Annotated in this window: 20 protein-coding genes and 1 pseudogene; 7 read left to right on the top strand and 14 right to left on the bottom strand. The window is 46.7% G+C overall.

Annotation, left to right across the window (positions count from 1 at the left end; all coding sequences use genetic code 11):
* Positions 1–52: 52 nt before the first annotated feature.
* From EIM92_RS09025 to EIM92_RS09015, 3 genes and pseudogenes are all read left to right on the top strand, one after another.
* Positions 53–427: pseudogene (locus EIM92_RS09025) on the top strand (transposase); the annotation flags it as partial.
* 916 nt (positions 428–1,343) lie between these two features.
* Entirely contained in the window at positions 1,344–1,514 is a 171-nt protein-coding gene (locus EIM92_RS09020) for a transposase (RefSeq protein ID WP_125082366.1), read from the top strand.
* 1,363 nt (positions 1,515–2,877) lie between these two features.
* Positions 2,878–4,098 carry an IS256 family transposase gene (locus EIM92_RS09015; protein ID WP_125081887.1) on the top strand — a complete coding sequence of 407 codons (1,221 nt, stop codon included), beginning with the start codon at positions 2,878–2,880 and terminating at the stop codon, positions 4,096–4,098.
* A 308-nt stretch (positions 4,099–4,406) separates the two neighbouring features.
* Here EIM92_RS09015 and EIM92_RS09010 read toward each other — a convergent pair whose 3' ends face one another.
* From EIM92_RS09010 to EIM92_RS08965, 10 genes are all read right to left on the bottom strand, one after another.
* Complete coding sequence (locus tag EIM92_RS09010; protein WP_125082365.1) at positions 4,407–5,642, bottom strand: Zn-dependent hydrolase; 1,236 nt, start codon at positions 5,640–5,642, stop codon at positions 4,407–4,409.
* Positions 5,629–6,186: an L-2-amino-thiazoline-4-carboxylic acid hydrolase gene (locus EIM92_RS09005; RefSeq protein WP_125082364.1), complete on the bottom strand. Its 558-nt coding sequence runs from the start codon at positions 6,184–6,186 to the stop codon at positions 5,629–5,631. The genes EIM92_RS09010 and EIM92_RS09005 overlap by 14 nt, the downstream gene beginning before the upstream one ends.
* Before the next feature lie 832 nt (positions 6,187–7,018).
* Entirely contained in the window at positions 7,019–7,747 is a 729-nt protein-coding gene (locus EIM92_RS09000) for an ABC transporter ATP-binding protein (RefSeq protein ID WP_125082363.1), read from the bottom strand.
* The gene (locus EIM92_RS08995) at positions 7,744–8,520 is read right to left on the bottom strand and encodes an ABC transporter ATP-binding protein (protein WP_125082362.1); all 777 of its coding nucleotides are present in this window, start codon (positions 8,518–8,520) and stop codon (positions 7,744–7,746) included. Before EIM92_RS08995 ends, EIM92_RS09000 begins: the two co-directional genes overlap by 4 nt.
* Positions 8,520–9,491 carry a branched-chain amino acid ABC transporter permease gene (locus EIM92_RS08990; RefSeq protein ID WP_125082361.1) on the bottom strand — a complete coding sequence of 324 codons (972 nt, stop codon included), beginning with the start codon at positions 9,489–9,491 and terminating at the stop codon, positions 8,520–8,522. Before EIM92_RS08990 ends, EIM92_RS08995 begins: the two co-directional genes overlap by 1 nt.
* Before the next feature lie 3 nt (positions 9,492–9,494).
* A complete protein-coding gene (locus tag EIM92_RS08985; protein WP_125082360.1) occupies positions 9,495–10,367 on the bottom strand; it encodes a branched-chain amino acid ABC transporter permease in 873 nt (290 codons plus the stop codon).
* 59 nt (positions 10,368–10,426) lie between these two features.
* Positions 10,427–11,554 (bottom strand): ABC transporter substrate-binding protein, encoded by a 1,128-nt coding sequence (locus EIM92_RS08980; protein WP_125082359.1) that lies wholly within the window; start codon positions 11,552–11,554, stop codon positions 10,427–10,429.
* A gap of 473 nt (positions 11,555–12,027) precedes the next feature.
* Entirely contained in the window at positions 12,028–12,792 is a 765-nt protein-coding gene (sdhB, locus tag EIM92_RS08975; protein ID WP_199925554.1) for a succinate dehydrogenase iron-sulfur subunit, read from the bottom strand.
* 12 nt (positions 12,793–12,804) lie between these two features.
* On the bottom strand, positions 12,805–14,550 hold the full coding sequence (gene sdhA / locus EIM92_RS08970) for a succinate dehydrogenase flavoprotein subunit (RefSeq protein WP_125082358.1): 1,746 nt from the start codon (positions 14,548–14,550) through the stop codon (positions 12,805–12,807).
* A 187-nt stretch (positions 14,551–14,737) separates the two neighbouring features.
* The gene (locus EIM92_RS08965; protein WP_125082357.1) at positions 14,738–15,409 is read right to left on the bottom strand and encodes a succinate dehydrogenase cytochrome b558 subunit; all 672 of its coding nucleotides are present in this window, start codon (positions 15,407–15,409) and stop codon (positions 14,738–14,740) included.
* A 358-nt stretch (positions 15,410–15,767) separates the two neighbouring features.
* Here EIM92_RS08965 and EIM92_RS08960 point away from each other — a divergent pair, with 358 nt between their 5' ends.
* Complete coding sequence (locus EIM92_RS08960; protein WP_125082356.1) at positions 15,768–16,673, top strand: LysR family transcriptional regulator; 906 nt, start codon at positions 15,768–15,770, stop codon at positions 16,671–16,673.
* A 650-nt stretch (positions 16,674–17,323) separates the two neighbouring features.
* On the opposite strand, the gene EIM92_RS08955 is transcribed toward EIM92_RS08960, so the two are convergent.
* From EIM92_RS08955 to EIM92_RS08945, 3 genes are read right to left on the bottom strand one after another with little or no spacing between them, the layout of a single operon-like run.
* Complete coding sequence (locus tag EIM92_RS08955; protein WP_125082355.1) at positions 17,324–17,932, bottom strand: response regulator transcription factor; 609 nt, start codon at positions 17,930–17,932, stop codon at positions 17,324–17,326.
* Positions 17,929–19,053, bottom strand: coding sequence for a sensor histidine kinase (locus tag EIM92_RS08950; protein ID WP_246021257.1), 1,125 nt, complete (start codon positions 19,051–19,053; stop codon positions 17,929–17,931). Before EIM92_RS08950 ends, EIM92_RS08955 begins: the two co-directional genes overlap by 4 nt.
* A gap of 30 nt (positions 19,054–19,083) precedes the next feature.
* Positions 19,084–20,229, bottom strand: a complete 1,146-nt coding sequence (locus tag EIM92_RS08945; RefSeq protein ID WP_125085081.1) for a DUF418 domain-containing protein — start codon at positions 20,227–20,229, stop codon at positions 19,084–19,086.
* 280 nt (positions 20,230–20,509) lie between these two features.
* Here EIM92_RS08945 and EIM92_RS08940 point away from each other — a divergent pair, with 280 nt between their 5' ends.
* The 3 genes from EIM92_RS08940 to EIM92_RS08930 are packed head-to-tail and all read left to right on the top strand — an operon-like array spanning position 20,510 to position 22,438.
* Positions 20,510–20,875, top strand: coding sequence for a GntR family transcriptional regulator (locus EIM92_RS08940; RefSeq protein ID WP_125082354.1), 366 nt, complete (start codon positions 20,510–20,512; stop codon positions 20,873–20,875).
* The gene (locus tag EIM92_RS08935) at positions 20,875–21,780 is read left to right on the top strand and encodes an ATP-binding cassette domain-containing protein (RefSeq protein WP_125082353.1); all 906 of its coding nucleotides are present in this window, start codon (positions 20,875–20,877) and stop codon (positions 21,778–21,780) included. Before EIM92_RS08940 ends, EIM92_RS08935 begins: the two co-directional genes overlap by 1 nt.
* Positions 21,764–22,438 carry a DUF4052 family protein gene (locus tag EIM92_RS08930; protein WP_164515056.1) on the top strand — a complete coding sequence of 225 codons (675 nt, stop codon included), beginning with the start codon at positions 21,764–21,766 and terminating at the stop codon, positions 22,436–22,438. The genes EIM92_RS08935 and EIM92_RS08930 overlap by 17 nt, the downstream gene beginning before the upstream one ends.
* A 167-nt stretch (positions 22,439–22,605) precedes the next feature.
* Here the strand turns inward: EIM92_RS08930 and EIM92_RS08925 are convergent, their stop codons facing one another.
* Positions 22,606–23,274, bottom strand: a complete 669-nt coding sequence (locus EIM92_RS08925) for a potassium channel family protein (protein WP_125082351.1) — start codon at positions 23,272–23,274, stop codon at positions 22,606–22,608.
* Positions 23,275–23,282: the final 8 nt, after the last annotated feature.

The following is a 23,282-nucleotide window of genomic DNA, read 5'->3' as shown; positions in this document are numbered from 1 at the left end:
CGAATCTATCTGCCGCTGATTTCCCACCCGATGAACTCAAGTCTATTTATCCTTACGATGGGGCATTGAAACCTCTTTCCGGGCCTTAAAATATACCGTTGGCCTGACCAATTTTCACGCAAAGAAGCAAGCGTTCATCATCCAAGAGATTTTTGCAAGAATGATCATGTACAATTTCGCTGAAATGATGACCTCACACGTCGTCATTTCGCAAATGGATAAACGGCACTCCTACCAAGTCAACTTCACAGTCGCCGTTCACGTTTGTAGATATTTCCTGCGCTCAAGGGATGATGAACCCCCGCCCGATGTTGAAGCACTGATTCGCAATAACATTTTACCGATTCGCCCCCTTCGCCCAGGGCAGAAGAATACGCGTAAAATTCGCTATAAATCAGTTGTTAGCTTCGTCTACAGAGTAGCATAATTCGGTTCACATGAACAATTTTTAAGCGGATAGTCTATCCGCTTTGTTTGCTGTGCGCTTTTTTCTTGCTTGAACCAAAAAACAAACGGCACAGGGCTTTTTCCCATGCCGTTTTGCATTCCAGTTTTACTCCCGGTCTTGTCTTTGATCTTATCTTAATGACATTGCCCGTTATTGATGCGAACCTACAAGTTAGACAATTTATAGTCAGACTGTTATTATAGCATGAGTTCGATATTATACAGCCTACTGGTACTAAGGTATTTAATACCCAAATCCCTACTTTAAATGTGTAAGTTCTGTGCACTTGTCAATCAAACGTTGAAATGAATTGTCTAGAATCTTGGATACGCGAGTTATATGTATTAACTTCGTCGTTAACAAAAAATGAATTCCGGAATATTCGTTACCCATTATTCATTTAGCTTTATTGTATCGCAAAAGTCTCGATTCAATATATTTGATGCTATCTTTTCAAAACTCCCCCTCTAAACCAAACGTTTTTTAACAGTACAATACTCTTTAAGCATATTCCCCTTTCATAGTTTACCAAATGCCCTTGATCGTTAAGTCATCTGTAATAAGATGATAACTATAGTGCTTCATCTTGAGTCCACTGGAACTTGCGCCAGCTAAACTAGAGACAGAATATATACATTCATATTCTTAGTCTCACCAATCATCTGTAAACGCTGTCTTGTTTCCGGCCAAATATGTGAATTATATATCTAAGTTCAAAGTAACGTCCACATTATACTTGTAACCGGTGAAATATTATATATTTTTAGTATAATAATGTATAACCTAATAAAACTGGGAGGTTTTACAATGAAAAGATTTAGTAGGTTTCTAGCTTCAATGTTAGCGGTTACACCTGCGCCAATCGCAGAAGCTCCGGAAAGAAAACGTACAGAACATGCACCGGATTGACGAGATTTATACGCCAGCATCCTTGTTTTGGCTATCGACGAATGACCTGGTTCCGGGCTTCGAAACTAATCGTAAGCGTGTCCGCCGTCTGATGCAACTAATGGCCTTGGAGGCGATCTATCCGAAGCCAAACCTGATCAATTATATGCGCATTTAATTGAAGAAATTGCACCCTAAATTGCTAGATTACAAGACAAGAAAATTAACTTATTTCCTAAGAAATCGTGTCTTGATAATGGGGAGCATTACATTTTCATACTAGGTTTGCGCTTTGAAATGCACGATTTATCTTATCAATTCCAGCAAAAAAACTCCAATACCCACAACCATCATAATATAAAAACTTTTTCTATCTTTAAACTTGATACCAGTAAAGCTCGGTCTAAGTTTTACAATAACCCCAGTTAATATAGTAGATAAAGATACAGATATTAGAAAGTAAGTTAGATTAAAGGATAGTAAGTATACAAATATATTTAAAAATACATACAAGAGAATTGTAATTAAACCCTTTTTAGACATAAATTATCACTAACCTCATCTTTACTTTTTTTGTAACTCATGAACTATTACTATATAATACATTATATATCTAATTATGTAAAATTTCTTCTGATTTATGTTAGCACTTTACTTGGCTACACGGCGTAATGTGGAACAGCTTTTTCGATAAGCTAACATGGAATACCTTCCTAATTCCACCTTGATTGAATAGCGTCAAGAATTTTGTATCCCTACAGTTAACGTAGCTATCCATATTCCATTAAGTCACTGTTCTTCTTCGTTTTTGGCGGGCTTAAACCTTTCAGTTAAGGTACTTCATGGCAGTTGTTGGATTTCGTACATTGCTGATACCAAGGAGTTGTTTTAAAGTGCATTACTTCGCCCCATATTTAGCGAGCTTGCATTATACCTTGAAACGTTGACTTTTTTTATGCAAAGCAAGCAGTTCTTCTGAGGCTCGGTTCTCACTCTCTATAAAACATTCTAGTTTATGCTTTTATTATCCAACAATCCAATGCAGATTCACTAAGATCATATTCACAACCAATGCTGGCTATTGTCTTTCCGTTTTGACAAATCCGCACCACTTGATGTTTATTAAGTCTGGCTGTGAACATTTCTTTTGTTCGAAGGTAAACTTGAGTTTAACAGGAATGTCTATAACCTGCCTAATGCAAGGTATATAAAATTAGTTAATGTGACCGTTGATATTGTGAGTAGTAGTGAAGCTATACGTCTATTGCTGACGAAGATAATTACAGCTAAAACATCACCATAAGAACAGTAATAAATAAGTTGGTGGGAACTGGAGGTAAGCTGGGTAGGTTGTTTTCGAAGGCAAAGGGCAAGGGATTTTTAGTCTTTCTCCCCTCAAAATACTTCCTTACAGCTTGTATTTGTTGTTTATTTAGCCATAAAGAAAATACACCTCCAATGTTAAGTGTGAGTCTGTAAAATAGTTTGTGTAAACTCCAAAACCTATTAAAATGGAACTAATAGAAAGGTTGGGAGAATACATGGGACTTTGGACGAAACAACAGTTGCGCGACTTCATTAAAGAGAATAATCTGGTAACGGCACAGGATGCTCAAAACGCATTAAAGAACCTGTTTGCAGAAACAATCCAGGAGATGCTCGAAGCGGAGATGGAAACACATCTGGGCTATGCCAAGCACGACATCACGGCGAAAGCAACGTCAAACAGCCGTAATGGCAAAAGCAAGAAAACTGTCGTCAGTGAGTATGGTGAGCAAGAAATAATCGTACCCCGTGATCGCTTGGGCGAGTTTGAACCGCTTGTGGTGAAGAAGCATCAGTCCAATGTCACAGGCATTGAGGAACAGATCATTGCGCTTTACGCGAAGGGCGTCAGCACGCGTGAAATTCAAGATCATCTACAGCAGTTGTATGGCATCGAAGTCTCCCCGACACTGATCTCGAACGTGACAAACAAGGTTATCCCTATGGTTAAGGAATGGCAAAATCGGCCGCTACAGAGCGTATATGCCGTTGTCTTTCTCGACGCCATTCATTTCAAAGTGAAGCAAGACGGAGCTATTGTCAACAAGGCGGCTTACATGGTCATCGGCATCGATCTGGACGGGAATAAAGACGTCCTAGGCATGTGGATTGGCGAAAACGAGTCGGCCAAGTTCTGGCTCAATGTCTTGAACGAGTTAAAAAACCGCGGCGTACAAGACATTCTCATTACGTGTGTCGATAATCTAACCGGTTTCTCGCAAGCGATAAGCGCTTGTTATCCCGCTACAGAAATTCAGAAGTGCATCATCCATCAAATCCGTAATTCAACGCGCTACGTGTCCTACAAGGACTTGAAGAAGGTGACTGCCGATCTGAAGCCGATCTACAAAGCAGCAACCGAAGAAGCGGCGCTTGTGGAGCTAGATCGCTTTGAGGAGGAGTGGGGCAAAAAGTATCCTCTGATCGTCCGTTCTTGGCGCAACAACTGGAGCGAGCTCGCTACATTCTTCAAGTACCCGCCGGAAATTCGCAAGTTGATCTACACCACGAACATGATCGAGAGTTATCACCGTCAACTGCGCAAAGTGACAAAAGGCAAAAGCATCTTTCCGAGCGACGAGGCTCTCCTTAAAATGCTGTATTTATCCACAATGGACGTTGTACGGAAATGGACGGGCCGTGTTCAGAACTGGGGACAAATGCTGCTACAGTTTTCGGTTTTCTTCCCTGATCGCGTGGGTCAGCACTTGAGGTAGGGGGGCGGAGTCCCCCTCTAAGCATCACCCTCTACATTCGTTTACACAAAATTCTTGACAGACCCTTAAGTGTGTCTAACAATTAGGGTGCAGCTAGTGATAGGGTGACGGTCTATTTCTGTACCTCATCCAGCCAACCGCTCTTATAGCGGAAGTTGTGCAGAGGGGTCGGGCGCAACCGGCCCCTTATTTAAGTTTATCTTAGCATATTCCAGAATATACCTTAATATCAGAGGCTCCGTCTGTTACCCCTTTTAAGCTAGCACCTTCCTATTCTGACGGCTCCCTAATACTGAATGATCCTCTATCTATCTTTCTTTCGCCAGCTCCAGCAAGGTATGATACAGCACTTCTGTTCCCGCCGCGCAGTCCTCGGGAGAGCTCCATTCCTTCGGATTGTGGCTGATGCCGTCACGGGAACGCACGAAAATCATGCCCAGCGGCCAATGGGAGCTAAACTGCATTCCATCATGGCCGGCACCGCTCACTAATCGTGGCAGCTCTGACAATCCGGCGAGTTTGCCAGCCTGGGCTACCGCCTCCTGCACCACTGGGGAACTGGGAGCTGGCGCTACTCTTTGAAGCAGATCGATCTGCAATCCGATCCCCTGCTTCTCGCAGACCTGCTTGCTGTAGGCATGAATACTCGCCTCCAGCCGGTCCCGTTCAGCTTCATCGATATCCCGCAAATCGAGCGAGAATTGAACTTCCCCCGGGATGACATTTACTCCGCCAGGCAGAGCACGAAGCTTCCCTACCGTAGCCACTGCGTTTCTGAAATTCCTCGTTTCAGCATAAATATAGCTCATAATTTCCGCTGCTGCCTGCATCGGATCTCTTCGCAGATGCATCGGGGTTGCCCCGGCGTGACCAGCCTGTCCACTCAACGTAAACTGCTGCCAGAGGGGCCCGGCGATGCCTGTCACGAGGCCTACAGGCTCATCTAAATTCTCCAGTACCCGCCCCTGCTCAATATGCAGCTCTATATAGGCCTTCACTTCATGCGGCGGCTTCTCCGCTTCCCCTATACGTTCAGGCACAAGACCCGCAGTCCGCATCGCATCGGCAATCGAAACCGCCTGTTCATCCCGCTGCTCCAAATCCTCCAGCCGCAGCGTTCCGGCCACAGCTCGGCTGCCGATCATCCCAAATCCGAACCGGGAGCCCTCTTCGTCCGTAAAAGCGATGACCTCGATTGGATGAACGTTCTGAATTCCCAGCTCATCCATTCGCTGCAGCGCTTCTATGGCCGACAGCACGCCGAGCGCTCCATCGAACATTCCTCCGTCGGGAACCGTATCGATATGGGACCCTGTGAGGACTACGGAGGCGGCGGGATTCGTCCCTTCCCGACGGCCGATGATATTACCAACTGCATCTTCCCGAACAGCCAGCCCGGCCTCCTTCATATATGCGATAACAAGATCCTTTGCACGGGATTCATCAGGCGTAAAAGAAAAGCGGGTAACTCCCCCGCTAGTCTGCTTTCCGATTTCCCCGAGCTCCATCACTCTCGTCCACAAGCGATCCTTATTGATCTCCATTCTCCTCACCTCCAGGCTCCTTCTCCGATGGTTTCATCTGGAACCTGAAATGGCAATTCCCGTCTTTAAGCAAGTATTTGTCATGCACAACTTCAAAATTCGGATTGTAGCCTCTTGCAATCGCCGGATCAATCATCTCGCAGTAGAGTATTCCGTACTCCTCCATCCCATCCTTCTTCCATTGATCCCCAAATGCACATCTTGTAAAGTTCTGCTCGATCTCAACCGGATGGTATTCTGTCTCATATTCGAACAGATCGCTGCGCCCCATATCGTAGTTCGGCAAATAGCTATGAATATCATTCGGCTGCCCGGCAGCCGCAGCACGGCGAGCTATATCCCGCCCACGTTCCTCGCCAAACGTGCGCACTCCTTCGCGGATTGCGTCCTTCCCTTCTTCTCCAAAGCGGTCCACTACTGCTTTGGAGAGATGGGCGAACAATTTCGCCATGATCGTATAAGGGGATACCGGCTCCAGACTTTCGTCATGGTTCAGCTTTTGCTGCGAATCCTCTTGTATTTTATCCTGTTTTTCTTGGCTCATTTTCAGACGCCTCCTCTAATAATCTATCTGTACTAACTTCAACAATATCCCATTGCAGCACAAGCGGCTGTATATTGCACAATAATATTCAAAGGAATGCTATTAAAATCAATCTGGGGCAAATACATCCTTTAGTTCATCTTATATAAGCTATTGTATTCCCAGTTGTCATACACTAGGCTGTTGCATATTAGGCTGTTGCATACTAGCCTATTGAACTAAGCCATCATACACTAGACTATTGCACTGAAGCGGTAACACACTGTGCCATCGTACTCTAAATGGATTTCATGTATCTAGTTACGCTCTAAGCTATTGTTTCAGGGAACTAGATGGATTTTATGCTCCTAGAATCAAGAATCCAGCCCGAGTTAGGCTTTTTCCCCACTTCTAACGACATGAAATCCATTTAGATCTACTTTCCCATCTTTTACGCAAAAACTAACTACTATAAATCCATTTAGGCAGGTTGCATTCTTAAAATAAGTTACACTCTTGCTATACTATAGGTCACACTCTTCAACATAGATCATATTCTTGGACATAGCCCACATTCTTCGATATAGCTCGCACACTTGGACATAGCCCACATTCTTCGATATAGCTCGCACACTTCGACATAGATCATATTCCTGGACATAGCTCACATTCTTCGATATAGTCTCCGCACTCTTCGATATAGCTCGCACTCTTCGATATCGCTCGCACTCTTCGTAATAGATGCGGACAAATACGTATAAGTACGCAAAATGTTCCTTCCTACGATCGCTGTCGCACCCAGATTTCTAGATGATTTAAGTTCATAAGCACAACCTCTCTCTATTCCTTGCCATTAGCCGATCCCCAAATAAACGGATTTGACCACGTCATTATTCTTCAACTCCGCAGCCTCGCCTTCTACGACAATGCTGCCTGTCTCCATCACATATCCGCGATGCGCTGTAGCCAGCGCCATGGTGGCGTTCTGTTCCACCAGCAACACGGATACGCCTTCCTCGTTCACCTGGCGAATTGCTGCGAAGATCTCCTTCACGATCAGCGGAGCAAGACCCATAGAAGGCTCATCGAGCAGCAGCAGCTTCGGTCTGGCCATTAGAGCGCGAGCGATCGCTAGCATTTGCTGCTCCCCGCCGCTCATCGTTCCGGCCAACTGCTTCTTGCGCTCCTCCAGGCGCGGAAACAATGCGAACATGCTTTGTATATCCGTGGCAATGGCCGCCTTGTCTTTCCGGACATAGGCGCCTAACTTCAGGTTCTCGAGCACCGTCAAATCAGGAAACACGCCTCTGCCCTCAGGAACCTGCGAGATGCCTCTCTTCACGATCTGATGCGGCTCCAGCTTCGTAATCTCTTTTCCCTCAAACCAGACTTGCCCTTGAAGTTCCTTGTTCAGGCCGGAAATACTGCGCAGCGCCGAGGTTTTCCCCGAGCCATTCGTCCCGATCAGCGCCACGATTTCCCCGGGTTGAATATGGAGATTCATCTGTTTTACAGCCGAGATCACTCCGTAATTCACGCTTAAATTTTTTATTTCTAAGATGGATTGGTTGTCGCTTGTCAAGCTTCCTCGACCTCCCCGCCCAAATAAGCTTTGATGACTTCAGGGTTGCTTTGAATCTGCTCCGCGCTGCCTTCGGCAATCTTCTCGCCGTAGTTCAAAACAACGATGCGGTCGGAAATATCCATAATCATGCTGATGTCGTGCTCAATCAAAATGATCTCTATGTTAAATTCCTTCGACAACTGGCGAATTTTTTTGACGAGCTCGGCTTTTTCCGTTGCATTCATTCCCGCCGCCGGTTCATCCAACAGCAAAATCTCGCAACCGGTGGCTAGCGCCCTGGCAATCTCCAGCAGCCGCTGTTCCCCGTAAGGCAGGCTTCCAGCGAGAATATCCAGCTTATCCGCCAGCCCTACTACCTCCAGTTTCGCTACGCATTCCTGCACAATGGCTGCACGCCGTTTCTCCGTCGATCCCCGAGCAAAAATCGATTGCAGCAGCGTCTCCCCATTGCACTCGGCATGAGCGACAAGCACGTTTTCCAGCACGGTCATTTGTTTCAGCAGCCTTGTATTTTGAAAGGTTCGGGCGATCCCCAAGCTCACCCGCTTGAACGGCTTCAACCGATTGATGACCCGATTCTTATAAATGATTTTACCGGAGGTAGGCTGATAGATGCCTGTTAGCAGGTTGAACAGCGTTGTTTTCCCCGCTCCGTTCGGTCCGATAATCGATAATATCTCGCCACGGCATAACGTCATGTCGACGTTATTCAAGGCGACCAGTCCGCCGAATTTAACTGATACTTTATCCAGCTCCAGTACCTTCTCCATCACTTGCCCTCACCCTTCCGCGCCATGCCGTAAAAATTATACTTGCGGTGCTTCTCTCCCCAGAATCCAGTTGGCTTAAAGATCATCATCAGAACAATCGCCAGTCCCAGCAGCATCATTCTATAATCACTCATATACCGCAGCAGCTCAGGAGCCACCACGAGAATGACCGCACCGAGAACCGAGCCGGGAAGACTGGCCGATCCGCCCAGAATGACCATCGCCAGAATATTGACCGAATCCAAATAGCGGAAGGCATCCGGGCTGACGTAGGAAATATATGCTGCCCAGAAGGCCCCCGCGATACCGGCAAAAAATGCTCCCACCGTAAAAGCGAGCAGCTTGTATTTATTCGGACGGATGCCGATCGATTGCGCCAAAGTCTCATCCTCGCGAATGGTCAAGAGACTGAGGCCTACGCCGGAATGCACGATACGGTTAATGACGAAAAACGTCAGCAGTACAAGCACTAGAATCAAATAATAAAATTCCATTTTTCCGCTAAAGGTGAAGCCAAATAAAGTTGGAGCGGGAATCCCTGGCAGCCCCATAGGCCCGCGCGTCACATCCACCCAATTAACGAAGATGAGCCGTACGATTTCTCCGAAGCCAAGGGTCACGATTCCAAGATAATCCCCCCGTAGACGTATGACTGGGGTTCCCAATAAAAAACCGAAAAATCCTGCAATAATAGCGGCGGCAGGAAGCGCAACCCAAAACGAAATTTGGAAATGTATCATAAGCAGGGCCGCGGAATAAGCGCCGATGCCATAAAAAGCAGCATGTCCAAGCGCAAATTGCCCGGCGTATCCGATAATGACGTTGAGACTCATGGACAGGATAGAAAAAATCCCGATCATGATCACGATGTGCATCCAGTAATCATTCACCTGCTGCAGCACCAATGGCAAAACGATTAACAGTGCCGCCATTGCCCATGTGACTGTTTTTTTCCTTAAGCTCAAGTTCATCACCTACACCTTGTTGATATCTTTTTTGCCGAGTATGCCGGACGGTCGGATCAGCAGCACGATGATCAGAATCGCAAACGATATGACGCTCTTATACTGCGTAGAAATATAGGCTCCGCCCAGCGTCTCGACCAGCCCGAGCAGTATCCCGCCCAGCATCGCACCGGGAATGTTGCCGATTCCGCCGAGTACCGCAGCCGTAAACGCATTAATCCCTGCCATATACCCCATCGTTGGATACACCGCATTGTAGTAAATACCGACCATAATACCAGCACATGCCGCCAGTGCAGAGCCAATGCCGAAGGCAAGGCTGATCATGCGGTTCGTATTGATACCCATCAGAGCCGCGTTGTTCAGACTCATTGATGTGGCGCGCATCGCCGTTCCGGTCTTGGTCTTCGTGACGAACAGATGTAAGCCCAGCATCAAGATAAAAGACAAAATCAATATTAATATTTGAATTTCCGAAAACGTAATACTTCCTAATGTATAGGTACGGCTGCCAAACGCCGTCGGAAACGGACGCATTTCCGTCCCCCATAATTTTTGAGCTAAACTGATTAAAAATGTGGATACCCCTAACGCACTAATTAAGGGAACGATCCGATCTGCCAGCCGCAGCGGACGGTAAGCCAACCGCTCGATCAGAATTCCAATCCCGGACGTCACAACGGCAGATAACAGAAAGGCTAGATATAACGGCAGATCGAACTCTTTCATGAAAAAGAGCCCCAAGAAACTGCCCATCATAAAAATATCGCCGTGCGCGAAATTCACGATTTTCAATATGCCATAGACCATCGTATAGCCTAGCGCGATCAGGGCGTATATCATCCCGATCGTCAATCCGTTGGTTAATTGTTGAAGGAGCATACTAACATCCTTTCAAAGCCAGGGAGCAGGAATGAAATTCAATCCTGCTCCGGAATCAATTATTTATACAATTCAAACTTGCCGTCTTGAACCGTCAATTTCGAAGGAATCGTCTCGACGTCACCGTTCTCGTCGAAGCTTAGCACGCCAGTCGCTCCCTTGTAATCCTTCAAGGTTTCCAGATACGTCTTAATGCTCTCACGATCGGCGCCTTTCTCTTTAATCGCTTCGATGACAACCGAAGTCGCCACATAGGAGTAAGCAGCGTAGGTATCCGGTTGGCTGTTGTAAGCCGCCTCGTAATCTGCAGCAAATTTAGTTGCTTCCTCATTGTCGCCGCCTGGAAAGAAGAAGCCGATGATCTTAAAGCCTTCGACAGACTCTCCGCCCAGCTCAAGCAGGGCTTCCGAGTAAAGGCTGTCCACACCAATAAAGTCAACAGACAGGTTCAGCTTCTTCGCTTGCTGCGAAATCAAAGCTGCCTCATTGTAGAATCCACCGATAAAGATGGCCTCCGGCTGTTTTTCTTTGATCTTCGTCAGAATCGTGCTAAAATCTTTGTCACCAGGGTTATAAGCTTCTGCAGCTACAACCTCGACACCATATTCTGGAGCTGATTTTTGGTAGACATCCAGCAGACCAAGCCCAAAGTCGGATTGCTCATAAATCAGTGCAACCTTGCTGTATCCGAGTTCCTTAGACCAGCCTGCCAAATAATCGGCCTGGAACGCATCCGTCGTAATGACCCGGAATGTGTACTCTCCTGCATGCGTAACGCCAGGCGCACTGGAAGATGGTGAAATTTCTACGATTTTATTTTTGTTATAAACAGGTGCTGTCGCCAATGTAGCCGAGCTGTTAAAATGACCGACTACAGCGAGAATGCTCTTATCCGATACGAATTTGTTGGCTACGTTGACAGCCTCGTTAGAATCTCCCTTATCGTCCTGAACGACAATCTCGACCAGCTTGCCGTCGATTCCGCCCGCCTCATTAATTTGTGCCGCTGCGAGCTCGGCGCCATTTTTAAATGCCTGTCCATACTGTGCCTGCGTGCCGGAAATCGGTGCCGCCAGACCAATTCGAATTGTATCGCTCTGAGCCTGCTTGCCGTCGTTCGCTGCACATCCACCCAATATACCGACAAGCATTCCTGCCAATATAACTACTAAAAAAGACCTCTTCATATTGCTCCCCCTCATATACCAAAATTATTCCTATAAGTTAAGTATGAATTTAATTATAGTGATTCCCTTCGAAAAAGCAATAGTTAATTTTATATGGTCGAATCCAGTTTGACATTATCAAATCAAAGCCGTTTTTTTGAAAATAATTAACGATAAAGCGCACCTTCGTCCATATTAATAACCAAGGGCTTCACAGAAATATGGTTTGCCAACAGGTTGGTTGAAGAAGCTAGAGAAGATGCCAATTTACAATATTTCGACCAGATCGCTAATTTCTCCTGTAAATATTTTATTATTTTATGCGATCGTCTCCAGTTCTCAACGAACAGCCAGCGGTTCTCGTAACCAAAAAAAAGAAGTCTGCTTCCTCCTCAGGCATAAGGGAAGAGCAGACCTCTCTAATTCTGTTAAACACTGCGCCATCTGGAAGCCTAGCTTATCCTGTTAGACACTGCGCAGGTTGATCAAGCGAGCTACACGCCTAGCCAGCTTTTAAACATATGCTTTGTCGTTGCCTTATTCATCTCCGCGATGGACGTTGTAAGCGGGATGCCTTTCGGGCAGGCACGCACGCAGTTCTGCGAATTTCCGCAGCCCTCGATACCACCGTCTCCCATCAGCGCATCCAGTCGCTCTTCAGCGTTCATTTCACCCGTTGGATGCGCATTGAACAGCCTTACCTGCGAGATTGCTGCTGGTCCGATGAAATCGGTCTTCTCATTCACATTCGGGCACGCCTCCAAGCATACGCCGCACGTCATGCATTTGGACAGCTCATACGCCCATTGACGCTTCTTCTCCGCCATGCGCGGGCCTGGACCCAAATCGTATGTGCCATCGATCGGAATCCATGCTTTGACGCGCTTCAGTGCATTAAACATACGGCTGCGGTCAATGACGAGATCCCGTACGACCGGGAACGTCTTCATCGGTTCCAGACGAATCGGCTGCTCCAAATTGTCGATCAATGCAGCGCAAGCCTGCCGCGGCTTGCCGTTAATTACCATCGAGCAGGCACCGCATACTTCCTCCAGACAGTTGGAGTCCCAACATACCGGCGCCGTATCCTTACCGTTCAGATTTACCGGGTTGCGCTGAATTTCCATCAGGGCACTAATGACGTTCATACCCGGACGGTAGTTCAACTCGAACTCTTCCGTGTAGGGAGCCGATTCCGGCTTGTCTTGGCGCGTAATAATAAACTTTACCTTCTTGGCCGCTGTTTCCGCTATAGCCATGACATTCCCCTCCTATTTTTCCTTCGAATAATCGCGAATCCGCGGTGGAATCAAAGACACATCCACTTCCTCATATGAAATTTGTGGACCGTCCGGTGTCCATGTTGCCTTCGTCGTTTTCAAGAACTCCTCATCATTACGCTCCGGAAAATTGGGCTTATAGTGAGCCCCACGGCTCTCATTGCGCAGCAGAGCACCCAGCGTCATCGCCTCGGCAAGCTCCAGCATATTCCACAACTGACGAGTAAAGGCCGCACCGGAGTTGTTCCAGCGGGACGTATCGTTGATATTAATATTTTGATAACGCTGCTTCAGTTCTTTAATTTTACCGATAGTGGCTTCAAGCTTATCGTTATGACGTACCACCGTCATATTATCGGTCATCCACTCGCCAAGCTCCTTATGAATGACATAAGCATTCTCTGTACCATTCATCGCCAACAAGCCTTCAAACTTATTCTCTTCAGCTTTGCGATTTCTTTCGAATACAGCAGAACTGATATCCTCGGTTGATTTCTTCAGCCCGCGGATATACTCTACCGCCTTCGGTCCGGCTACCATGCCGCCGTAAATCGCCGAGACGAGTGAGTTCGCACCAAGCCGGTTCGCTCCATGATATTGGTACTCGCACTCACCAGCAGCAAATAATCCCGGAATATTCGTCATTTGATTGTAATCAACCCACATGCCACCCATCGAGTAGTGAACTGCCGGGAATATTTTCATCGGAATTTTACGAGGGTCATCTCCCATAAATTTCTCATAAATCTCAATAATTCCGCCGAGCTTAATATCAAGCTCCCTAGGATCCTTGTGAGACAAGTCGAGATACACCATATTCTCACCGTTAATACCCAGCTTTTGCTCTACGCAGACGTTGAATATTTCCCGGGTAGCAATATCTCGAGGTACCAAGTTCCCATAAGCTGGGTATTTTTCCTCTAGGAAGTACCAAGGCTTTCCTTCTTTATAAGTCCAAATTCGTCCACCTTCGCCACGAGCCGATTCAGACATAAGACGCAGCTTGTCATCGCCCGGAATCGCCGTTGGATGGATTTGAATGAACTCCCCATTCGCATAATGAACGCCCTGCTGATACACAGCGCTCGCCGCAGTACCTGTATTAATGACCGAGTTCGTCGTTTTGCCAAAAATAATCCCCGGTCCGCCTGTCGCCAAAATTACCGCATCCGACGCAAAGGTCACGGTTTCCATCGAACGGAGATCCTGTGCCACAATACCGCGGCATATGCCTTCGTCATCCAGAACAGCCGAGAGGAATTCCCAGTTTTCGTACTTAGCAACCAATCCCGCTGCTTCATAGCGGCGTACCTGTTCATCAAGCGCATACAGCAACTGCTGGCCTGTCGTTGCTCCGGCAAACGCCGTGCGGTGATGCTTCGTACCGCCGAAACGGCGGAAATCCAGCAAGCCTTCCGGCGTCCGGTTGAACATAACCCCCATCCGATCCATCAAATGGATGATGCCTGGAGCCGCTTCGCACATTGCTTTAACTGGCGGCTGATTCGCGAGGAAGTCTCCGCCGTATACCGTATCATCAAAATGCTCCCAAGGAGAGTCACCTTCGCCCTTTGTGTTAACAGCTCCATTAATGCCGCCCTGCGCACAGACGGAGTGAGAACGCTTGACCGGAACAAGGGAGAACAAATGCACCTGGATCCCGGCCTCCGCCGCTTTGATCGTAGCCATCAGCCCCGCAAGGCCGCCGCCTACGACGATAATGCTTTGTTTAGCCATATATGTTTCAACTCCTAAAAGTTTTGTACAGCGTTACTGCATTAGAAATACTTCGAACAAAACTCACTTCGTAAGCATCCACTTAGTTTTGTACAGCGTTACTGCATTAGAAATACTTCGAACAAAACTTGCTCCGGAAGCATTCACCTAGTTTTATACAGCGAGTTCTAAATCAAGCTAAGCCTCCTTAACCTACAAACGCTCTTAGCGTCTCCAGCAATGCCGTTCCTTCTGCGGCAAATTCCACGTTTCGGAATGCGAACAACGACCAGACGAACATTACCGATACAATCACGAACAACCCCATGAAAATATTAGAGGAAACGCGCTGCGCACGCGGGCCAACCGTGATTCCCCAGCTAACGAGGAAAGACCACATGCCGTTGGCGAAGTGGAACGAAGCCGCAATTACGCTAATTAAATAAATACTAAAGAAGATCGGCTGCGTAACGATGCCATGCATTACCGCACCAAGTTCCTCATGCGTCACATTACCTAAAGCAACTTGTACACGAGTTTCCCAAACATGCCAAATCACGAACGCAAATACGATGACACCACTAATCCGCTGGAGCAAATAACGCAGGTTTCGTTCATTGCGAAACCTTCCATTGTTCGGCTTGGCCTGAAATGCGATATACATCCCATATACACCGTGATACAGCAGTGGCAGCCAAATAAACAACGCTTCAATAACAATCACAAGCGGCAGACTATTCAAAAATGCCACGGCATTCATGAATCCCTGCCTTCCGCCTTCAACGGCTGAAAAGTTCGTAAGCATGTGTTCCAGAATAAAAAAACCTAATGGAATGACACCCAGGAGCGAGTGCAGCTTTCTGGAATAAAACCCTTTCATAAGTGCGTGTTCCCCTTTCTCGTTTCCATCGTTCCCAATTCAATAACATCATTCAGCACCGGTCGCCAAAAATGTATATGATAAATACCACATCAAAACGACCTAATCACCATGTGATTTAAATAACATGTGAACATCTTGTGTCACTTTTAATGTTACTCCTTTTTATCTTATAATGGAATTGCAATATACTTATTAATCGTTATAACATTTATGCATAACTAGACTTTGGATTGTTTTTCCTGTGTAACCATCCATGGAGTAACGAGAAGTACCATAGCATTGGCCATAAGGCGGAGCGGATATGAGAATATGAATAGTTGGGCTTAATATAAATTTTTTGGGAGGGATTTACTCTATGATGGAAGATTTACTCGTATTTACGACGGTGGTGGAGCAGTCCAGCTTGAACAAAGCTTCAAAACTGCTTAATTTATCACAGCCTGCCTTATCTCGCAAAATAGCTAAGCTGGAGGATGAATGGGGCGTGGCTCTATTCGATCGCAAAGGAAAGCGGCTGGAGTTGACCCGCGTCGGGCAAGAGGCTTATATCTACGCTCTTGAACAGCGCCAACGCCACCAGCAATTTCTGCAATCAGTCTCCCGTTTTAAAACGGCCGAACGCAGAGTTATCACGCTCGGTGCTAGCCTCACGACGATCCAGACGACCCTTCCGCCGCTGGTTACCGCTCTGATGAACAAATCGCCGGATATCGAGGTCAAGCTAGTTACGGGCAAAACTCATGAAATCGTCTCCTACGTCCGCGACAAAAGAGTCGATCTTGGCGTCGTCGCCTCCTCCATCTCCGAGCAGGGTTTGAAGTGTATTCCCCTGTTTCAGGATCACCTGGAGCTTGTCGTTCCGAAGAGCCATACGCTAGCTGCGGGGGAGCCCGCCACCATGGAGGATTTGAACGGCCTGCCTATGATTATTTTCTCCAAAGGAACCTGGTACCGTAAGTTGATTGACGATCTGTTTGGCCGCTACAGCATTATTCCAGACGTACGGATGGAGATCGACTCCTTTGAAGCGATCGTGCGACTCCTCCCGACTTGCCGAGCCGCTGCACTGCTTCCGCAATCCTATCTCAGACCCCAACTGCTGAAGGACAATGAACTAGTCGCTCTGCCTATGAAGGAACTGGAGCAGACTCGCCGAGAGACCTGTTTGATCTATAGCAGCAGTTCAGAGCTGACCCATGAGACTAAGGAATGGATTCAGGATATCAAAGACAGCCTGATCGATGCCCTGAAGCTGGATTAGATTAGATTAGATTTCATTGCCATAATGAAAAAAACACTGGCTCGCTTCGGAGGCATAAGCTTATAGTCGCCCTAGCAATCAGATTCCTACCTTTATGAACCTATTTCACCGAAGTAATCTGGAAACAGCAGTAATCGCAGGAAGAACATTTTCCGTACTAGCTCAGTCTCCATTTTATAGTTCAATTTAATAAATGGATTTATAGTACTAAATTTTTGCGACAAGAAGGAAGTGTAGATTTTAATGGATTTCATGTCACTAAAAAATGGATCTAACCAATCATGGGCTGGATCCTTGATTTTAAATACATAAAACCCATCTAATCCCCTGTAATATTCGTTTAGAGCATCATTAGATACATTAATTCCAATTAATACACACACTTTCGATAGGTATCTTGGACTGGCCCTTGCGTACACACCTTGGATACGAAACTTGGTACACACATCCTGGTACACCACACGGTACACACACCCTGGTACACTACATGGCATAGCCCCCTGGTTCGTACTTAGCATACACAGCGTGGCATCACAGCTTGGTATGGGTCCACTCCATCTGATATATTCCCCTCACAGTAACAGGTTTTATTTTTTACCTGTCTACGATATGGGGAGCATATCCCTTCTGGAACAGCCCCTTCACCCTGTTTATGTAATCCAGCCGCGCTCATACGCTTTTTCAGTCGCCTGCTGCCTAGTCTCTACTCCCATTTTTTGAATAGCCATAGACAAATAATTCCGGACTGTTCCTTCCGTTAGAAATAATTGCTTGGCCATTTCTTTGGTTGACAGTCCCGACCTGGACAATTGCAGCACAGCCGTTTCACGCTCGGTCAGCGGATTCTCTTGCTTAAGGAAGAGAGCTGCTGCTAGGTCGGTGCTAACCACTCGCTCACCTGCCATCACCTTGCGAATGCTATCGATTAAAAGCTCAATCGGCTCATCCTTTAATAAATAGCCCTCTACATTTAGTTCCACGGCTTTTTGCAAAAAGCCAGGGCGAGCAAAGGTGGTGACGATGATGATTTTTGCGGATCGCCCTTCTTTCTTAAGCTTCTCTGCCACCTCAAGACCTGAAAGCAAAGGAATCTCGATATCAAGCAAACAAATGTCCGGCTCGTACTGTTCAATAGCCTCCCAAGCCGCATGCCCATTATCAGCTTCCGCTACAACTTCGATGTCCTCCTCCATGGATAATAAAGCCGATAACGTCCCACGGAGCAATTGCTGATCTTCTGCGATCACTATGCGTATCACCTTGCTGCAACCTCCTGCCTGTTCGTCATTGGAACCCTAAACGTAATCTTAGTTCCGCTGCCCGGACTTGCCGTTATATGCATATCCCCCTGCATCATATCCATTCTCTCCCTCATCGATTGCAGTCCATTTCCTTCTCCCTCTCTCAGATTGCCATTGCCGTTATCACTCACTTGAATACAATAATATTCGGGCTCTGTATGTAATGTAATCGTACACTGACTGGCTTCACTATGTTTAATCACATTGGTAATAGCTTCTCTGACAGTAAGTGCTGCCACCGTTTCGGCCGCATTGGAGAGGGGGATCATGGCTCCATCATCCTTCACAATGAATTCAATGCCAGCCTTTTGTAAAATATCTCTCGATAGCTGCATTTCCTTCTCCAGGGAAACAAATTTCATATCTGTGACAAGCTCCCTCACCTGCTTTAGCGCATACCTTGAGGTGTGCAGAATATCGTGCAGCTCATGCTTCGCCTTCTCTGGATTTTTCTCCACCAATCTTAACGTCAGCTCGCTTTTCAGCTTAATCATCGTTAGTGTCTGACCGAGCGTATCATGAAGATCTCTGGCAATCCGGTTTCGTTCCTCCTCTTGAATATACCGTTCCAACTGGGCATTGGCGATATCCAGTTTTTCTTTCAATATATTTGCCCTTTCTCTTGTATAAACCACGATTGGTGCTGCCAACTGGGCAACCATAATTGGAAAATAAAAAGTTGAAAAAATAGCAAACGGATTTCCTTGATCCAGCCAGCCGTATAGGATAAACATAGCGACGATGCCTGCCATGCCCGTAATCATCGTTGCCTTTTTATTCGCTCTTCCAAGAAAATCTGCAAAAATAAATCCGTACATCAAGATTCCGCTGACGACGTAAGTACTAAGCGCCGCGAGCATTAGCATCCCTAAAAGACTGGCCGCAAGTAGACGCCAGTCCCGCCACCATAATCCAACATAATGGGCAGTGAGCAGCAGGAGGGTGAGGACAAGTTTGAGAACTAAATTGACAGTGCCGTGCGCAATGAAGACTTGATAAATTAATATCATGACGGCAAACACATCAATCAAAAAATATTTTTCAATTTGATCTGCAGGATACCATTTTTGCAACATCATATACACCTTTTCCGTTCATCCATCGACCTATTATTTCCCTATGAGATCTAACGTGAATTTTCGCGCGGATTCCATCGGGCCGTACTTGAAAATCCTCAGCCATATAGAAGCAAAGATGATTTGGAATGAACATATTGCCAACCAGATAAGTACGATGGCTGCCGAATCCACCTTGCCGCCTAAACCGAGACCCCAACCATAAAAAATGAAGGAAGAAAGAATATTTTGCAACACATAGCAGCTAAGTGACATTTTGCCTACTTGTTCAAGCTTACTCCAAAGCCACGCCTTTTCACTTGCCTCTACCAGCTTAGCGATTAACCCGATATATCCGAGAGAGAGGATCGGCGCAAATAAATATCGTACTGGTAATTCAAAGTATCCACCGGGCACAAAAAGAAGCAAGTTAAGCGGGATACCTGCATAAAGCCCAATTTGTAAAAGCTTCTTTCGTTTCTTTGTTCCCTCCTCATCCGCCGCAAAGAAACCCGACCTCATCATACGTATGCCCAACAAAAACAGAAAAATGTTCATAGGGACTACAAGTACAACCTCTAACCGCAGCACCATGAAATTCTCAAGCCGGTAAGCTACCTGCTGGAGCCAGCTACCATCCTTATATAGTAATGCGGTCCCTTGCATATCCCCTAAGGATAGATGAGCGCCCATTATGCCAAGATAGATACCAAAACCCAAAATCAGCAGTATAACAGCCCCATGCAGACCACCTATGAGCCTCATCGCCATGCGAATGGCACGGTCTCCTCCTTTTATAATAAACGCAGTAATGATAGCCGTGAAGCCATAGCTCATGAGAATATCATATTCCATCACTAGGATGAAATGAATGAGGCCCTCTGCCATAAGAATAATAGATGCCCATATATAGAGACCAGGCCAAGGTTGGCCTTTTCTTAATGACTGCCGATATTTCATCTCCAGTCCAGCCCCGAACATAATCGTCAACAAGCCAAGCAGCTTGCCATTGACCAAGAACAACACAAACATTCTGATGAAATCCTGAAATGAGGCCCACCATCCATTTTCAGCGAAGGTAAAAATATAGTTTAGATCCCCCAAATGGGCGAAAATCCAAATATTCGTTCCAAGTGTCCCCAAAATGGCGAAACCTCTTAAAATATCCAGTAAGCGCAATCTGCCGCCATTCCCCTTCATGACGCCCATCATCCCTTCCTTTCAGTTCATATCTGTATCTTACCTTTGAACCGTGATATGCGATATTCACAGCAATCATCAATTTGATATGACAGTGTCATATGCTCAATGCTCATCCCGGCAAAGCCCGAAGCTTCGACTCCGGTTACATGAGCTGGGCAGATACCAATCACGGATATGCCGTGATGAAAGAAACGAAATGTATGTAAATCATTGACAATAGGGAGCTATGGCAGTATGGTTAGTTACATAAGTAATGAACTAAAGTAGGTGTAAGGTTATGGGCTTTCTAAACGAAGACGGCCGCCCCATCTATCAGCAAATTGCAGAGAAAATCGAAGATGACATCATCGAAGGTCGGCTTCGGGAGCAATCTCAAGTTCCTTCTACGAATCAATTTGCCGCTTTCTACCGAATCAATCCTGCTACCGCTGCTAAAGGAGTCAATCTCCTAGTTGACGAAGGGATGTTGTACAAGAAACGCGGAATCGGCATGTTCGTTGCAGAGGGAGCACGTGCTGCAATTCTAGAGAAGCGGAAGCAGCAGTTTTATGAGCAGTACGTAACTGCGATGATCCGCGAGGCAACCAAGCTGGGCATAACGACCGAGCAACTCACCGAAATGATCTTGAAAGGAGAGTCCTAATGCTGGAATACACCTTGAAATGCCATCAAATCTATAAAAAGCTCGGAGACGTGCAGGCCATTCATGATGTCACTGTCGATTTTGAGCCCAATGCGATCCATGGTTTGCTGGGCCCTAGCGGAGCCGGCAAAACGACACTCCTTCATTTAATATCCGGCCAGTTGTTTCCGGATCAAGGAAGCGTTACGGCAGGACATTATCCCATACATGAAAATCCGCTCATCGTCTCCAATATATGCCTCGTTAAAGCGGAAGAACGATCTTGGAGCCAATACAAAGTCGGAGATATCATGAAGTTCTGCTCCCTGCTCTACCCAGCCTGGGACGCCAAACTCGCCGCAGAGCTACTGCACCAGTTCCGTATCCCCCCGAATCAGAGGTTCAAGCAATTGTCGCGAGGGAACCAGTCGCTGCTCGGCATTGTAAAAGGGCTTGCGAGCCGTAGTCCGATTACATTGTTCGACGAACCGACGCTCGGACTGGATGCGGAAAAGCGGGAAGCGTTCTATGAACTGCTCCTGCGCGATTATAGCGAGCATCCGCGAACCCTAATCCTGTCTACACATCTGATCGACGAATCCGCTGATCTGCTGCAATTTATCACGCTGCTGCAGCAGGGAACCGTCACCGCCCATAAGAATGCGGAGGAATTCGCGGATCAAGCGCGTTATCTCCAGGGCAGCACGAAGCAACTAGAGCCCTTCTTTGGAGATGCAAGAGTCTTGAACAGAGAGTCCCTCGGCCATGTAACAAGAATTGCCTGGTTGGGCTCCCTAGACAATGAACCTTCTTTAAGAGAGCAAGGGATCGATATCAGTCCTATCCCCTTGCAGAAGCTATTCGTCTATTTAACCCGCCAAGAGCATCGAACCTCGGAGGTGAATGTCCATGAGAGCGTTTCGTAATCAGATGGCCTTCCATTGGCATGAAAACCGCAAGCGCTTATTCGTTTTCGGAGCTATTTTGCTACTCCTTGATATTTGGCTGCTTGCCGGGTACGGCATATACGAGCCCGAGAATGCGATGGCTCTAGTGGCGAACAATAATTTCTTCGCGATTTCTATTTTTATCGTATTGATCACTTATATTACAGCCGCCAATTCGTTCCCATTGCTGTTAGGCTCCGGCTACACCCGTAAGCAATACTTCTGGGGCAGCCTCGCCTATTTGGGGGCATTCAATCTGGCGATATCCCTTGCGCAAACCCTTCTAACGCTGGTGCTTAAGCAACTGCTCCCTTTACTGGGCTTCAATCTGGACGAGTACATCATATCCTTCGGCCGGATGTGGTATTCATTGTTTGCAGCTTACTTTCTTCTGGCTATGCTGTTCTTCCTGCTGAGCACCTTAATGTATCGATACGGTTTCCTCTGGGGCGCTGGATTAATCGCCGTCTATATTCTCGGTTTGAATGTTTTTCGAACGAACAATCCTACCCTTATCGATGCGACAGCTAGAACTTTGGCGGATGTCCTTGCGCCTCATTATGCTATTGCAGCCTCCCTAGCCACCGCCCTCATCTGCTGGTTGCTATACCGCAGCGCTGAGGTGAAAACCTCCTAACCCCCTCACGAAAACAATGAATAAGACGGGTTACTGTAAGTTCCGAACTACCATATTGACATCAGATCCGGATCGGCAAATATTGCATTTGCATTCAAATCAAAAAAAAGCTGCTTCCTCAGCCCCTGCGGCCGATTTGCAGCTTCCTTTCTCGATGCAGCGAACGATCACTCGCTCTCGTTAATCACAGCTTCAAATTTATCTATGCTCTCATTAGAGCCGATCAGTACCATAATATCACCAGCATCCAGCACATCCATCGCGGTAGGTGCAACAATAACTCCCGTACGCTTATGAAGCGCAACGACACTGCAGTTGTAATTGACCCGCGGATTAATCTCCCCTAACGTTTTTCCGACTAAGCCATCCGGCACCCTGAGCTCGACAATGCTGTATTCCTTCGACAGCTCGATATAATCGAGAAGATTCGGGGTAACAAGCTGATGTGCCACACGAACTCCCATATCCCTCTCCGGAAAAATAACCCGATCCACGCCTAGCTTCTCTAGGGCACGACCGTGCAACACGGAGATCGCCTTGGCGACCACCGTCTTGATGCCCAAATCCTTGAGCAGAATCGCCGTCAATATACTCATCTGTATATCGCTGCCGATCGCTACGATCCCGCAGTCGAAGTTACGGACGCCAAGGGACTTTAGCATCTCTTCATCCGTAGCATCAGCCACGACGGCATGGGTCAAATAGGCGCTCATGTCGTCCACCAATTCTTCGTTCAAGTCGACACCTAACACCTCGAAACCCAAATCCATTAATTCCAGGGCTAGGCTGGAGCCGAAACGTCCTAAGCCGATCACTACAAACTGCTGCATTTTCATGGAATGGT

Origin of the sequence: Paenibacillus lentus, assembly GCF_003931855.1 — a bacterium.
Taxonomy (GTDB): Bacteria; Bacillota; Bacilli; order Paenibacillales; family Paenibacillaceae; genus Fontibacillus; species Fontibacillus lentus.
Note: the sequence above shows the minus strand (reverse complement) of the source record. Positions and strands in the feature narration are given on the sequence as shown.